Source organism: Campylobacter troglodytis (assembly GCF_006864425.1).
Classification (GTDB): Bacteria; Campylobacterota; Campylobacteria; order Campylobacterales; family Campylobacteraceae; genus Campylobacter_D; species Campylobacter_D troglodytis.
The window spans coordinates 19,059-33,247 of the sequence record NZ_QHLI01000031.1 but is presented as its reverse complement, the minus strand read 5'-3'; the positions used below and the strand labels follow the sequence as shown (position 1 = coordinate 33,247).

At 35.8% G+C, this 14,189-nt stretch carries 15 protein-coding genes and 1 pseudogene; 5 read left to right on the top strand and 11 right to left on the bottom strand.

Going from position 1 to position 14,189, the window contains the following annotated elements; translation table 11 throughout:
* Positions 1–220 (top strand): hypothetical protein (locus DMC01_RS14490; RefSeq protein WP_221887146.1); only part of this gene is annotated, 220 nt, incomplete at its 5' end.
* 647 nt (positions 221–867) lie between these two features.
* Here the strand turns inward: DMC01_RS14490 and DMC01_RS07550 are convergent.
* The 7 genes from DMC01_RS07550 to DMC01_RS07520 form a co-directional block, all read right to left on the bottom strand.
* On the bottom strand, positions 868–1,671 hold the full coding sequence (locus DMC01_RS07550) for a glycosyltransferase family 2 protein (protein ID WP_142693644.1): 804 nt from the start codon (positions 1,669–1,671) through the stop codon (positions 868–870).
* Between the two features lie 5 nt (positions 1,672–1,676).
* The gene (locus DMC01_RS07545; RefSeq protein WP_142693642.1) at positions 1,677–2,672 is read right to left on the bottom strand and encodes a hypothetical protein; all 996 of its coding nucleotides are present in this window, start codon (positions 2,670–2,672) and stop codon (positions 1,677–1,679) included.
* A gap of 8 nt (positions 2,673–2,680) precedes the next feature.
* Positions 2,681–3,022, bottom strand: a complete 342-nt coding sequence (locus DMC01_RS07540) for a hypothetical protein (protein ID WP_142693641.1) — start codon at positions 3,020–3,022, stop codon at positions 2,681–2,683.
* Positions 3,023–3,024: 2 nt separating this feature from the next.
* Positions 3,025–3,945, bottom strand: coding sequence for a glycosyltransferase family 2 protein (locus tag DMC01_RS07535; RefSeq protein WP_246059110.1), 921 nt, complete (start codon positions 3,943–3,945; stop codon positions 3,025–3,027).
* 276 nt (positions 3,946–4,221) lie between these two features.
* Entirely contained in the window at positions 4,222–4,863 is a 642-nt protein-coding gene (locus DMC01_RS07530; RefSeq protein WP_142693640.1) for an HAD family hydrolase, read from the bottom strand.
* 66 nt (positions 4,864–4,929) lie between these two features.
* Positions 4,930–5,667: a PI-PLC domain-containing protein gene (locus tag DMC01_RS07525; RefSeq protein ID WP_142693639.1), complete on the bottom strand. Its 738-nt coding sequence runs from the start codon at positions 5,665–5,667 to the stop codon at positions 4,930–4,932.
* Between the two features lie 360 nt (positions 5,668–6,027).
* Positions 6,028–6,264 carry a hypothetical protein gene (locus tag DMC01_RS07520; protein ID WP_142693638.1) on the bottom strand — a complete coding sequence of 79 codons (237 nt, stop codon included), beginning with the start codon at positions 6,262–6,264 and terminating at the stop codon, positions 6,028–6,030.
* 224 nt (positions 6,265–6,488) lie between these two features.
* On the opposite strand from DMC01_RS07520, the gene glnA reads away from it, so the two are divergent.
* Positions 6,489–7,919 (top strand): type I glutamate--ammonia ligase, encoded by a 1,431-nt coding sequence (gene glnA, locus DMC01_RS07515; protein ID WP_142693637.1) that lies wholly within the window; start codon positions 6,489–6,491, stop codon positions 7,917–7,919.
* A gap of 135 nt (positions 7,920–8,054) precedes the next feature.
* Here the strand turns inward: glnA and DMC01_RS16620 are convergent.
* Positions 8,055–8,680 (bottom strand): annotated as a pseudogene (locus DMC01_RS16620) (transposase); the annotation flags it as partial.
* Between the two features lie 1,813 nt (positions 8,681–10,493).
* Positions 10,494–10,871, bottom strand: a complete 378-nt coding sequence (locus DMC01_RS07505) for a group III truncated hemoglobin (RefSeq protein WP_142693636.1) — start codon at positions 10,869–10,871, stop codon at positions 10,494–10,496.
* A gap of 77 nt (positions 10,872–10,948) precedes the next feature.
* Here DMC01_RS07505 and DMC01_RS07500 point away from each other — a divergent pair, with 77 nt between their 5' ends.
* Together DMC01_RS07500 and DMC01_RS07495 are read left to right on the top strand one after the other, a co-directional pair.
* Positions 10,949–11,545 carry a Crp/Fnr family transcriptional regulator gene (locus DMC01_RS07500; protein ID WP_142693635.1) on the top strand — a complete coding sequence of 199 codons (597 nt, stop codon included), beginning with the start codon at positions 10,949–10,951 and terminating at the stop codon, positions 11,543–11,545.
* Positions 11,546–11,554: 9 nt separating this feature from the next.
* Positions 11,555–12,652, top strand: a complete 1,098-nt coding sequence (locus tag DMC01_RS07495; protein ID WP_142693634.1) for a galactosyltransferase-related protein — start codon at positions 11,555–11,557, stop codon at positions 12,650–12,652.
* A 512-nt stretch (positions 12,653–13,164) separates the two neighbouring features.
* Here DMC01_RS07495 and DMC01_RS07490 read toward each other — a convergent pair.
* Positions 13,165–13,452, bottom strand: coding sequence for a hypothetical protein (locus DMC01_RS07490; protein ID WP_142693633.1), 288 nt, complete (start codon positions 13,450–13,452; stop codon positions 13,165–13,167).
* Between the two features lie 59 nt (positions 13,453–13,511).
* Complete coding sequence (locus DMC01_RS07485) at positions 13,512–13,757, bottom strand: hypothetical protein (protein WP_142693632.1); 246 nt, start codon at positions 13,755–13,757, stop codon at positions 13,512–13,514.
* A 140-nt stretch (positions 13,758–13,897) separates the two neighbouring features.
* On the opposite strand from DMC01_RS07485, the gene DMC01_RS07480 reads away from it, so the two are divergent.
* Positions 13,898–14,077 (top strand): hypothetical protein, encoded by a 180-nt coding sequence (locus DMC01_RS07480; RefSeq protein ID WP_142693631.1) that lies wholly within the window; start codon positions 13,898–13,900, stop codon positions 14,075–14,077.
* Positions 14,078–14,189 lie beyond the last annotated feature (112 nt).

Sequence of the window (14,189 nt, the reverse complement as noted above, 5' to 3'; positions counted from 1 at the left end):
AAGTTTTTACCTTGTCATATTGAGTGTAGCGACACAGTGGGTTACGAGGCGTGAAACGCCGAAGCAAAAATATCTCAAAATGATGAGAAAAGAGATTCTTCGTTTGCTTCGCAAACTCAGAATGACAATAATGCGGATTCTTCGCTTTCTGCGAAAGCTCAAAATAACAAATAAATCAAACCTGCTTGAATTTAAATTCAAGCCCACTTCATCCTTGTAAGTTTTTACCTTGTCATTGTGAGCTTTCAAAGAAAGCGAAGAATCTCATAACCTTGTCATATTGAGCTTGTCGTAAGACAAGGCGAATAATTTCAAATAAATTGTAGAGATATTTCGGCTTCTCCTCAATATGACAAGAGATTTGTTTGCTTCTGCTACACAACCCTCTGGGTCGCTACTGTCAAAATGACAAATAAATCAAACCTACTTGAATTTAAATTCAAGCCATTTTGCCCTTGCAAGTTTTTACCTTGTCATATTGAGTGTAGCGACACAGTGGGTTACGAGGCGTGAAACGCCGAAGCAAAAATATCTCAAAATGATGAGAAAAGAGATTCTTCGTTTGCTTCGCAAACTCAGAATGACAATAATGCGGATTCTTCGCTTTCTGCGAAAGCTCAAAATGACCAATAAATCAAACCTGCTTGAATTTAAATTCAAGCCCACTTTATCCTTGTAAGTTTTTACCTTGTCATTGCGAGTCTTGCGAGAGCAAAGCGAAGAATTTCAAATAAAATTTAGAGATATTTCGGCTTCGCCTCAATATGACAAGAGATTTGTTTGCTTCTGCTACACAACCCTCTGGGTCGCTACTGTCAAAATGACAAGGTTTATGTGTTTAAGATTTGCTTCTATTATCTAATCCACCTAGTCGCTACGGTCACAATGACAAGCACTTTTTAAAAAGCTCTCATATTCTGCTAAATCCTGTGGGGTGCCAAGTCCGTGCATTTGAGATTTTTTAATAAGATAAATGCCTATTTTTAAGCCTCTTTTTATGCAGTGATTATAAACAGGGGCTGTGTAAAACTCGTTATTTACCCTCTCATTTGCTGCTATCATTGCGTTTGCAGCATTTATAAAATCGCTACCTCTTGCAAAAAGATAGATCCCAACACTAGCAAGAGTGCTAATTGCCTCTTTTTCACGCACCTCGCACACAAGGTGCTTTTCATCCGTGCGAACAAAGCTCCATTTTGTATCCTTGTTAGGCTCCTCAAAGCACAAAATAGATCCGTCAAGCTCTCTAAGAAAACAGTCATCAATAAAGTCTTTTATGTTTAGTTCTACGATTTGATCGCTATTTGCTATTAGTAGGGGTGTGTCATTGTCTATGATATGCTGTGCCTGAAGTATGGTACAAGCTGTACCTTGTGTGAGAGCCTTGATAGGTATAAAACTTGCCTTAAATTCAGCCCTTATGCCCTCTACAAGCTCTTTAAAGCCTTCTAAATGTGCCTTTAAAGCGATGAGTGTAAATTTTGAATTTGGCAAGGAAAGATTTTTTAGGACACATTCTATCATCGTTTTATCTTGCGTTGTTGTATTTTGCCTTGTATTGTCTTGTACTGTGTAGCCTGTGCCACGCACGGGAATAAAAGGCTTTGGCTTGGTGTAACCTTCCTTTGCAAAGCGTGAGCCAGCCCCTGCCATAGGGATTACTATGTTTATTTGTTTCATTTGAATTCCTTTGATTTTGTGGATTTTTTAACACTGTTATGTTGAGGCTTTGAAAAAGACGAAGGATCTATATTTTTTGAATTTTTATCATTTCGAGTTTTCGTAGAAAACGAAATATCTCTATTTAATTTTTTATCACTGCGAGGAAGCGAAGCGATCGAAGAAGTTCTTTTTGAATTATGAGATACTTCGCACGAAGTCTCAGTATAGCAAGAATTGAAGGCATTTGTTGAATTTTGAGTACTTTGTGAATTTTCAAGGTTTTCATACCCACCCCCCAAACCCCCCTCCGCAAGTGAGGGGGGCTTAATGTGTTGCCCATCCGCACGGCAAAAGGACTTGTCGTGTGAATCCTCACTCGCAAGAGATGGGGATTTGTCGTGTGAATCCTCACTCGCAAGAGATGGGGATTTGTCGTGTGAATTCTTACTTACACGGCAGAGGGACTTTTTACCTTTGTCATATTGAGGCTTTGCAAAAGACGAAGGATCTATATTTGAATTTTTATCATTTCGAGTTTTCGTAGAAAACGAAATATCTCTATTTAATTTTTTATCACTGCGAGGAAGCGAAGCAATTAAATAAGCTCTTTTTGAATTACGAGATACTTCGCACGAAGTCTCATTATGGCAAATTGGGGCTTGAGATACTAGCACACAATTAGTATGACAAGTGAAATTACGAGATACTAGCACACGCTCAGAATGACAAGTGGTGGCATTTTGCGAATTTTTAGCTCTTTTGTCATTGCGAGTCTGCTTAGCAAACGAAGAAGCTCTTTTTGAATTATGAGATACTAGCACACGCTCAGTATGACAAGTGGAATTACGAGCTTCTTCGCAATGCTCAGAATGACAAGGATCTAGAAATATTTTTGTTTCGGCTACCGCCTCGAAACCCGCTGGGTTGCAATGCTTAGTATGACAAGGTTGGCAAGGCTTAAAATGACAAACTTCGTTAGTATTAGAAGTAGGAAAATGTTTTGAATTCATACTAAAGATCATTTTTTGTTTTCATAAAACTCGCCCAAAAATTTATCATCTTTTGTGCTTGGAATTTTGACAACGCAGGTGATAGTATCCTCTAATGCCCTAAAATCCGTGCTTTCAAAGGGTGCGATTTCTACAATGTCTCCGCCTTTAAATTCAAGCCCATTCATTTTCACACGCCCACTAATGATGGCTGTAAGTTCAAGGGAGACTTTATGATAATGCCTTTCCTCACTATCTCCCTTTTTATAGCATTTTATAGCCACCTCGCACTCAGTTGTTTTATAAGCACAAGGGCTAAAATCCCCCACAAACCAGCCCTTTGTCATCTCGTTTAATTTAAATTTACGCATACTTAATCATCCTCTTTTATCTTTGAATTTTTTAAATTTTTAGCCCTGCTTAAAGAATTCACTCTGTCTTCGTTTAAGGTTGAATTTAAGACCTCATTTAAACTTCTCCCCTCTCTTAAAAGGGGCAAGAATTTAGCCTCAAACTCAGCTATCTTAGCCGGTGAATAAAAGGTGTGATACTGAGTTTGTTCTATCTCATAAGCAAGTATTTTAAGATTTTTTAAGATCATTTCATTTAAGCAAGGGGCTATGTAAAACTTGCCATCTATATGATTATCCTTTGCAACCATACTCTCACAAGCTTGCACAAAGTCGCTACCTCTTTTAAAATAATAAAAACCAGCAATAGCTTTTTTACTAATAGGCTTTTTCTCAAAGGCTTGCAAAAGCAAGTTATTTTCATCACTTATAACGAAAGAATACCTTGGATGTAAGCTTTCAAAGGTGATGACACCTGCGTCAAACTTGCGAAATGATTTTATGATCTTGTTTAAATTTGCATTTATGATCTGATCTAAATTACAAATGATGATTTCACCTTCTAAAAAATCAATAGCCCATAAGGCACTCAAAGCCATTCCCTGAGTTTCATTCTCCAAGGCAAGAATGATAGAATTTGAAGCTAATATTTTAATAGCCTCATCAAGGGCATATTTTTTAATTTGCTCTTTTTTGAGTATAAAAACAAAGCGAGGTTTGATTTGAGCTAGGTTTGAGATGAATCTTTCAAGCATAGTTGCACCACAAATTTCTGTTAGTATCTTTGGGAAAACCAACTCATTTTCCTTGAAAAAAAACGAAGAACCAGCTAGGGGCACTATTACTGTTATTTCACTTGACATTATCTTCCTTTCTTTTGTAATGTTTGCCTTTAAGCTTGTTTGAAGATAAGCTCTTTTGTGAATTCTTTGTGCTAAATTCACGCCAAAAGCCTTTATAAAAAAGCCTTTGTGAATTCTTTTATTAATTTACAAAGCCTTATAATTTTTTAAAAAGCCTTTGTCATTTTAGTTCTTTGCCACAAAGAATTTAAAAAATTCACAGCTTTGCGCGAATTTTATATTTTTAATTTATGGCATTTTCGTTTAAGTTAAACTAAAATCAAAGGTTTTTAACCTAAACCTTGCCTATGAAAAACGACAAAACTCTTATCTAAGAACAATGCTTTTTGTAAAAAACTAAGCTCGTAACTTTTAAATTCAAGCTTTTTTCATCAAGCTTTCGCATTTTAAAATTTCTTTTTTTATATTTTTATAATTTACCTCATTTACTTCTAAAACCTCCATAACAAATGCTCCACTAGCCCTAGCAGATTTTATGCCATTTATGTTGTCCTCTAAAATTAGCACCTCTTTGGGGCTTAAATTTAGCCTTTTTATAGCCTTGTTGTAGATCTCAGGATCAGGCTTGGCATTTTTCACATCCTCATTTGATAAGAAAAAATCTAAATATTTATCAAGGGAGGCCTTTTGCATCATCAAAGATATGGTTTTTGAGATTGAATTTGAGCAAAGGGCTAGCTTGTAACCTTCATTTTTTAGACGAGAGAGGGCAAATTCGTGAGTGAAATTTGGCTTTAAGCGAGTATGGATTAGCTCTGTGGTGTAGATTTGTTTCATTTTGTTGATGAAAGGATGTAGCTTTTCGCTTAAATTATAAACACTTGAAAGCATTTTAAGCTTATCCTTTGTAGGTAAGCCATCAAAGCTTTTTATATGCTCAAAGTATGAAATCTCCATACCAAAGAGGCTTAATGCCCTATTTAAAGCCTCAAAATGCCAGTGCTTGGCTTCTATTAAAACCCCGTCCATATCAAAAACTATGGCTTTTATCTTTGGCATCTTTTATCCTTTTTGTGAATTTTTGCTCGTTTTTGAGTGAATTTTTTGTTAAAAACTCGCCTTTGTTTAATGACCGTTTTCATTAAAAAACTCCCTTGCTCTTTGTGGATGATCGGTGCAAATTGAAAATTTATTTAAAGCCTTATTAAAAGATTTTAAATTTTGCATTTTGATTAAAATTTGACGAAGCCTTTTCCATTCTTTCATATAAGCATAATGATGAAGTTCAGGTGAAACCACACAAAGTGCCTTGCCTTTTTTAAGATGATTTAAAAGGTGTTTTTTCTTTAAAAAGTTTTCAAAAAAGCCATCAAGCCACACCCCCTCTGCTTTTTCATAAAGTGGTTTCATATGACGGTGCGGACTTGGCTCAAACTCGCTTTGTCTTGTGTAAAAGGCAATTTTTTCACGCTCAAAGCCTAGCATATCAGGCATACTCATATCAAAGACAAAGTAATTTTGTGTTTTAAACTCTTTTAAAAGGGCTTTTAAGGGGCTTTGTAAGCCATCAGCCTTGATATTTAGGGCAAGTAGCAAAGGTGTATTAGGTGGAATGGCTACATTAATAGACGGTGCGGAATTTGAGGCTAAATTCTTACAAAAACTGGCGTGTAGTTTCAAAAGTTCACACAAAGGCAGGGCGTTTTTCGTGGCTAGATCGTGGCTAAGGACAAGCTCGCCCTTAAAATCTCGCAAATCCGTTTCTACTCCAAAGCCATTTTCAAAGGCTCGTTCAAAGGCTTTGAGGGTATTTTGCTCACTTTTTTCAAGCCAAAATCCCCTATGTGCTATGATTTTAAGCATAAACTTGCCTTTTAACTTTGAATTTTAAGGGCTTTAAAGGGTGTCGTTTTTTTAAAAGGGCAAAGGCCTTGAGTTTAAAATAAAAAATGTGAAAAAAGCTAAATTTGTGAGAAAAATTTTGAAGTTTAAACTGTGAAAAAGTGCTGAATTTTAAGACAAAAGCCTTGAATTTTAGATTGATTTTATGATAAAAATGCGTGAATTTAAGTGGATTTTTGCAAAATAAAATTTTAAAATTAAAGGTGTTTGTTTGATTGAATTTATCTTCTTTTGTCTTAGTTTTAAATTGAAAGTTTTTTAACTTGCATAAGTTTAAGTGAGTTTTAATTTTGTGAAGGATTTTATAAAAAAGCCAGAGTTTTAAACTAAGTTTAATCTTGGTGTGGGAATTCCCCCCCCCCCCCCTCTCTCGTTTGCCAGAGCCAAAAGCTTTGCATTAAAAAGGGTGAGTAAATTCAAAAGCACTTGGGGGACTGTTTGCAAGATTAAAAAGCTTTGAGGATTAAAAGCTGTTTGTAAATTTGAAACTGTTTGTTTAAAAATCGCCTCCAAATTCAAGGCTTCATATAAATTTAAATCCGCTTTGTTAAAAATCACATCCTGCCTTTCATAAAATTTGCAAATTCAAGGGCTTATTTTAGCAAAAAAACTTAATCAAAGATTAAATAAGAATAATTTTCAAGCAAAAATAATTACAAGCAGCCTAAAATTCAGCCTTTAAGATAAAAAATTAAAATTTATTGAAAAATTTATTTTAATTTAAGCTTAATTAAATAATTTTATGCTACAATTTCTCAAATCAAATTTCAAAAGGAGAAAAAATGGGAAAATTTGTGAATAGTGTCGATGGCTTTTTCGACTATTGTAAGGACAATGAGGTCTTGTTTGTGGATTTTAGATTCACTGATATGATAGGTACTTGGCATCACATTACCTACAACATAAATGCTGTAAGCAAAGATCACTTTGAAGAGGGCATACCCTTTGATGCTAGCTCTGTCAATGGCTGGCAGCCTGTGGAAAAATCAGATATGATTTTAAGACCTGAGGCTGAGAGTGCCTTTTTGGATCCCTTCACAGCGGATGCTACCATAGTTGTATTTTGCGATGTGTATGACATCTACAAGGGACAAATGTATGAAAAATGCCCTAGGAGCATTGCAAAAAAGACTATGCAGTATCTTAAAGATAGTGGCATAGCCGATACTGCTTATTTTGGACCAGAAAATGAGTTCTTTGTCTTTGATAGCGTTAAGATCGTTGATAATATCAACTGCGCAAAGTATGAAATAGACGCAGAAGAAGGCGAGTGGAATGATGATAAAGACTTCACAGATGGCTACAACACAGGACACCGCACGAGGACAAAGGGGGGGTATTTTCCAGTTCAACCTATGGATAGTATGGTTGATCTGAGAGCTGAAATGGTACAAACCCTTGAAAAGGTGGGGCTAAAAGTCTTTGTCCACCACCACGAGGTAGCCCAGGCTCAGGGCGAAATAGGGGTTCAATTTGGCACCCTTGTAGAAGCAGCCGATAATGTGCAAATTTATAAATATGTAGTTAGAATGGTAGCTCATCTTAATGGCAAGACAGCCACCTTTATGCCAAAGCCACTTTATGGGGATAATGGCAACGGAATGCACGTGCATATGAGTTTGTGGAAGGATGGGACGAATTTGTTTTATGATAAGGAAGGCTATGGGCATCTAAGTCAAACCGCCATTAATTATATAGGTGGGATCCTAGGACACGCAAGAAGCGTAGCAGCCTTTACAAATCCTAGTTCAAATTCATACAAAAGGCTAATTCCAGGCTTTGAAGCACCGTCAATCCTTACTTATTCTTGTCAAAATAGAAGTGCTAGTTGTCGTGTGCCTTATGGGGCTGGTAAAAACTCAGCTAGGATAGAGATCAGATTTCCTGATAGCACCTCAAATCCTTACCTAGCCTTTTCAAGCCTTTTAATGGCAGGACTTGATGGCATAAAAAACAAAACTATTCCTGTGGGTCCTATGGATGAGAATTTATTTGAACTTACCCTTGATGCCATTAGAGAAAAGGGCATAGAGCAGTTGCCACACACCCTAAGAGGAAGCCTAGAAGCACTTATAAGATACAATAGCTACTTAAAGCCCGTTATGAGCGAGGTCTTTATAGATGAGTATCAACACTTGAAATTTAGAACTCAGGTGTGGCCTGTGGAGGCTAGGCCAACTGCTTATGAGTTTAAGACCTGCTATTCTTGCTAGTTTAGCCTAAGCTTTGAGGACTTGTTTTGAGGCTTTTAAAATGAGTCCTTGAATTTAACTTCATATAAATGCTTTGAAGCTTGATATTTTTAGTTGTTGTGATTGTAGCTAATTAGATTTTGGCAATTGATACTTTTAGCTAAAATGAGCTAGGATTTTCCTAAGCCATTTCAACAAAATTTTATACAAATTTTCGTTTTTAACCTTGACATTGTATCTAAATTCAGTTTCTTTCAAATGCGTGAAAAATTCCCTTGCCGTGAAACTAACTTAATCTAGCCTTTGTAAGGTCCTCAGAAATTCACAATTTCGTTGATATGGCTTCGTCCATTTGCAAACTCATTTGCACTATGTTTTACCCTGTAATGTGCCTTTGTTTCTTCTTGTAAAAAGACGAGCAAGGCGAAGTAAAAAATCCACCAAGGCACCGTAGGATTTTAATCCATCGCTGTAAATTTCACTTTATTCAAGCTCCGAAAAGTCCTTTATGATGGGCAGTAGCTCTTTGGCAGAGCAATGTTTGAGCGTATAAACTCGTGCGATTGCATTTTAGCATTCCTTCTCGCAAAGGGACAAGAGGGGTAACGAAGCAAAAACACAGGTGTCTTTTTTCCAGCCCCACGCCCACGCTTTCCACGCACTCTTTTTGTCCCTTCTGCTAGCAGTTACGAGTGTAACGAAGTAAAAAAATAACTCTCACCCTATTCAATCCCACCACTCATTTTAGATATTTTTTCACACTCTTTTGCTATCAAAAGCTTGCTGCACAATTGCATTCACGCAAGGGCGAGAAACCTTACATAAAACAGCGATTTTGCTTACGCAAATATCAGCACAAAAACACTCCAAAGTTGATTAAATTTCCGCTTTCAAATGTAGGGCAAAAATATATACTAAGATCGATTTTACCAAACTTTGGGCCGTAATTATATCAGCTAAAAGTATCAATCGCCTTATACAAATACTTTAAAGCTTGATATTTTTAGTTCTTATAATTGCAGCTACTTAGATTTTGTAATTTATTTTGATCTTACTTCAAGGCTTTAAAACAGTTTTTTGAAATTCAAGCTTTATTTTACCGCTCAATTTTCTTGCAAATTTTTTGATCCTAGAACTTCTTTTACAAGGACTTTTACAAGCATTTAAATTTAAGGCTTAAAATGGATCTAGCCTTTTAAATGCCTTTCAAAAACACAAGGCAAGAAAATTTACAGCCCCTAAAATCCTTAAAAAATAGCCTCAAGGTGCTTTAGCAAAATTTTGACTTATCAATTTCAATAAATTTAGCGATTGATACTTTTAGCCTAAAATGAGCTAGGATTTTTCCTAAGCCATTTTAAGAAAATTTTATATAAAATTTTAGGCTCAATATACTCTAATAGGATTTTCTCCCATCAACTTTAATAAATTTTGATGAGAATTTTGTCCTAAAATTTTCGTCTTAATTCTATTTCTTTTAAATGAAGGATAAAATTTGCTTTCTTTATTCCACGAAATTTAGCAAGTCTAAACTTTGCAAACTTCTGCTTACAGTTGCGAGTGTGAAACACGAAACAAAAAAATTCACAATTTCGTTAATATGGATTAGCTCATTTACAAACTCGTTTTTAGGATCTTTTGCTTGCTCCTATGTTTTTGCACCTTCTACTACACAGCTACAAGTGCAAGTAAGCAAAAAGTAATTTTCATAAACTTCAAGCTCAGTACTAATTTTAGAAAGCTTCTCGCATTTTTTGGCTATTAAAATGTGAATTTATTTGAAAATCTTACACAAGCTTTTATGAGGAATTTGACAAGGTTTGGTAATTTTTCACCTCTAAATCAAGGCTTCTTGCAAAATTACAAGAGGCTTAACGGAGCAAAAAAATACTTTAAAATTCCTTAAATTTTTTTGGAAATTTAAAAACATATTATATGTTTATTTTTCATTTTATTATTCAAAGTTTAAAATGATATTTTATTAAATTCAAGTATCTTGAGTCAATTACATTTTAAAATTCAAGCTGATTTTTAAGTGAGATTTATGATTTTAAATTAAACTTTAAATTCAAGCCTTAATTTCTAAATTAGACTCCAAGTTGCAAATTCTAAACTATCTTAACAAATTCAAGCCCTAAGCTTTAAATCAGCCCTTAAATTCAAGGCTTAATGAGCCTTGCCTTAAAGCTTGGAAATTAAATTCAAGGCTTAGTTCTTTGAATTTAAAGAGCCTTTAAATTTAAGCTTTAAACTATTTTTACAAAGTCAAGATCTTTAAATTCTAAGTTATCTTTATAAATTCAAATCCTTTCAAGCCTCAAATTCTAAGCTAGCTCAACAAATTCAAGCCTTAAATTCTAAGTTGTCTTTATGAATTCAAGCCTTGCAAATTCAAGCCTAAAAATTTCAAAGCCTCAAAAAAAATTCAAAACCTTCAAAAAACAACTATAAAATTCAAGGCTTACAAAATTCTAAATTTCATAAACTCAAAAAGCCTAAACAAAAAATTCAAAGCCTAAAAAGCCACTACAAAATTCAAGCCTCAACTAACAGCCTATGAAAGCCAAAGCCTCTAAGCCTCACAAATTCAAGTCCCTAAGAACCAGCATAAAGCACCCTTTGGAAATTCTGTGCTATCATTTGCGCCCTTTGTAAGATTATGCCCTTTATTTCTTCTACAAAGAGTTTATCTAGGCTTTCTTCAAAAAGCCCTAGCCAGTGATTAAAAAACTCTCTTGGAAAGGGAGGTAACTCTACATGGGCTTTCATAGGCTGTCCGCTGTAATTTCCCTCGCCTAAGAGCATTCCTTGCCAAAAATTGCTAATCTTTTCCTTGTGAGCTGCCCACTCCTCATCGCTAGTGCCTACCTTTGCATTAAAGATAACTCCAAGTTCCTTGTGCTTGCGAATTTTTTCATAAAAAAGCTCCATTAATTTATCTAAAGCCTCTTTATTTATGGTGTCATACTTCATTGTTTGTCCTTTGTTTTTGAATTTTAGGCTATAATATTAGCTAATTTTTACTTAATAAAGATTGATTTAGGTTAAAGGTGAAAGAGTTCGTCAAAGAGTTAGAAAAAATCGGCACCAAAAGGCTTTACAAAAAGGGCAATATCATCTTTTATGAGCAAGATAGGGCAAAAAGCTTTTTCTTGCTTTTAAGGGGGGCTGTGAGGGTGTATAAGAGCCCTTCTTTGAGTAAAGAAATCACCTTGCATTTATTTAAGCCTCTAAGCTTCATAGCTGAAATGCCAGCCTTTAAACAAGGGCTTTACCCAGCAAGTGCCATTTGTGAGGAGGATAGCGAGCTTTTGTGCCTTGAATTTGAGGATTTTAAAAGGCTGTGTTTAAACAATGCTGATTTTTCCTTGCTTATGATAACTTCTTTGTTTGAAAAGATTAGAATTTTAGAAAGAGAGCTTAATCAAAATCAAGTATCCTTAAAACAAAGATTTATCATCTATGTGCTTGAAAATGAAGCAAGGCTAAATAATCTTAGTCAAAGGCAAATAGCCACAGAGCTAAATGCCAGAGCAGAAAGCCTCTCTCGCATCATAAAAGCCCTTAAGGCTGAAAAAGCCATCACCACAAACAAGGGCAAGATTAAGCTTGTATCAAAGCCCATCTTGCAAGCCTTGCTTGGTTGAGAGCCTTTTATGCAAGCTAGGCTTTCTATCATCATTCCTTTTGGATTAAGTAAGCAAAGACCTTACATCAAAGATAGGGTTCTTCAAAAGGTTAGGGACTTTACAAGTGGTGAAAGTGTGGAATATATCTTTGTGGAGGGCTTTTCCTCTGAGCTTGCCCCTGAAATTCAAGCCCTTATCAAAGAAAGTGGGCATACTTACCTAAAAGATGAGGCTCAGCAAGAAAGAGGCTTTTTTTCTCAAGGAGCTTGCAGAAATTTAGGCGTTAAAAATGCCAAATTTGAAGTGGTGATGGCACTTGATGTGGATTATTATCTAACAAGCGCTAACTTAGCTAAAATTTTAAAGCTCATAGAGCTTAAAGACTTCGCAAATAATCAAAACGCCCTCATTGTCCTTCCTTGTGTCTTTTTAAAAGAAGAAGCAAATGCCCTTTTGCCTACGAAAAAAGAAGAAGAGTTTGAGCTTATCATTCAAAATGATTTAATTTCTGGCAAAAACGAGCTTGTGAAGTTTTTTACCCCCGTTTCTACAAGCTCTTTTGCCATAAACAAAGAGCTTTTTTTAAGGCTTGGGGGCTTTGATGAGGACTTTGTGGGGCACGGCTATGAGGACTTTGATTTACTTGCAAGGGTGCTGCTTAAAACTCAAGCCTTTGAAAAAATGCCAAGGGCTATGCTTTATGATAGCCGAAATTGGGATTTTAGCGAATTTAAGGGCTTTAGGGCGTATTTTTCTCTGCTTGGCTATGAGTGCTGCTTTTATGGGCTTTATTTGTATCATTTTTGGCACAGTGAGCCAAATCAAAACGGCTATTTTGACAACAAGGACAAAAACCACAAGAGATTTTTTAGCAAATTACAAGGTTATTTACAAGAGGAGCTACCCGAAAACAGACAGTTTCACCCCCTAAGCTCTTTCATCTACAAGCCTTATTTATATGAGCTAAGCCACAAAGGCTTTTCATTTTTGCCACAAAATTTGCAAACAAGAATCTCTCATACTAAATTTTACAGGCTTTTTAGGAAGTTTAAAAGTTCCCCTCAAGCCTTTTTTAAGGACAGCAAAAATCCTCTTTTAAAATTCATAGCAAAATTGTGGGCTTAGGCTTTGAATTTAAAAGGGATGGTTAAAGGGTTTTGTTTTGAATTTATTTGCTTTTTTAAAGTATTAACTTTGTCGCACGAAGCAAAGTGTTCTCTAAGTGTAATAAGGCTTTGAAATATTGTCATACTAAGCAAAGAAACTCTAAATCCTTGTCATACTGAGGTTTTGTGCAAGGTATCTCAAGTCCCCATTTGTCTGTCTTCGCGTGTGCTAAGTATCTCTATTTAAGTCGTTTGAGATTTTTTTGCTACGGCTACGCCTTGCAACCCGCCCTGTCGCTACGCTCAAAATGACAAGGGAAGGCTTGAGATATTTTTGCTACGGCTACCCAATCCGCCCTTTCGCTACGCTCAAAATGACAAGGGGAGTCTTGAGATTTTTTTGCTACGGCTACCCAATCCGTTGGGTCGCTTCCTTATGAAAACTCAAAATGACAAATAAATCAAATTTGTTTGAATTTAAAATTCAAGCGATTTTTTATTTTTCACATTTTCTGTGTTTTGTAGTATATGTTATGTATTCCGTTCGCACTTGTTTGAATTTAAAATGTCCTTTAATTTTTCATCTTCTGCACTCTGTGTTTTGTAGTCTATGTTCGGTAACAAAAGCCCCCTTCCATTGCGGAGGGGATTTGGGAGGTGGGTCGTCATTGCGAGAATTTGCGTTAGCAAATTCGTGGCGGCACAAGCGAAGCGGTTTTTGCGTAGCAAAAATGTGTTACGAGTGCGTAGCACGAAGTAAAATCCATAAAAATTTAGGCAAAAGCCTAAAATTTTGTTATATAAAGCGTTGCGAAGCATCTAAAAAAAAGAGATATTTCGGCTTTTGCAAAGCCTCAATATGACAAAGACACAAACCCTCAAGCTGTCTTATTTAACCTACCTAATACCAAAAACACCAAAAAAAGCAAACAAAGCAAAGCCCTAGAAAATTCAAACCAAAAGTCCCCCTCCCTTGCAAATGGGGATTTAGGGGGTGGGTCGTTAGAAAATTCACAAAATTCAGCCACTTCGTCATTGCAAAGCAAAGCCGAAGCAATCCACTCCACTTCGTCATTGCAAGGCAATCCGCAGAATTCTCGTGGCAATTCACAAAGCAAAAACATAGATTACCACGAGCCTAAGGGCTCTCGCAATGACAAGATAAGCAAGCTAGAACAAGAAATCAACACATTAGTTTATAGCCTTTATGACTTAAACGAAAGCAAAATTGAATTGATATAAAAAGCGTAAAAGGCCAAAACCCGTGAATTTCTTAAAAAATTCACAAAACTTTGTCATTTTGAGCGTAGCGACAGGGCGGGTTGCAAGGCGTAGCCGTAGCAAAAAAATCTCTTTTTTGAATTACGAGATATTTTGGCTTTTGCAAAGCCTCAATATGACAAAGGTAAAAAGTCCGCTCTCTTATGGAGATATTCTTCGCTGATTCTCCCCCTCTGCCTTGCAAAGTGGGTTTAGGAGTGTGTATGAAAACTCTGAAAATTCACAAAGCGCCTAAAATCCAATAAATTCCTTAAATTCAACAAAGAATTCAAACA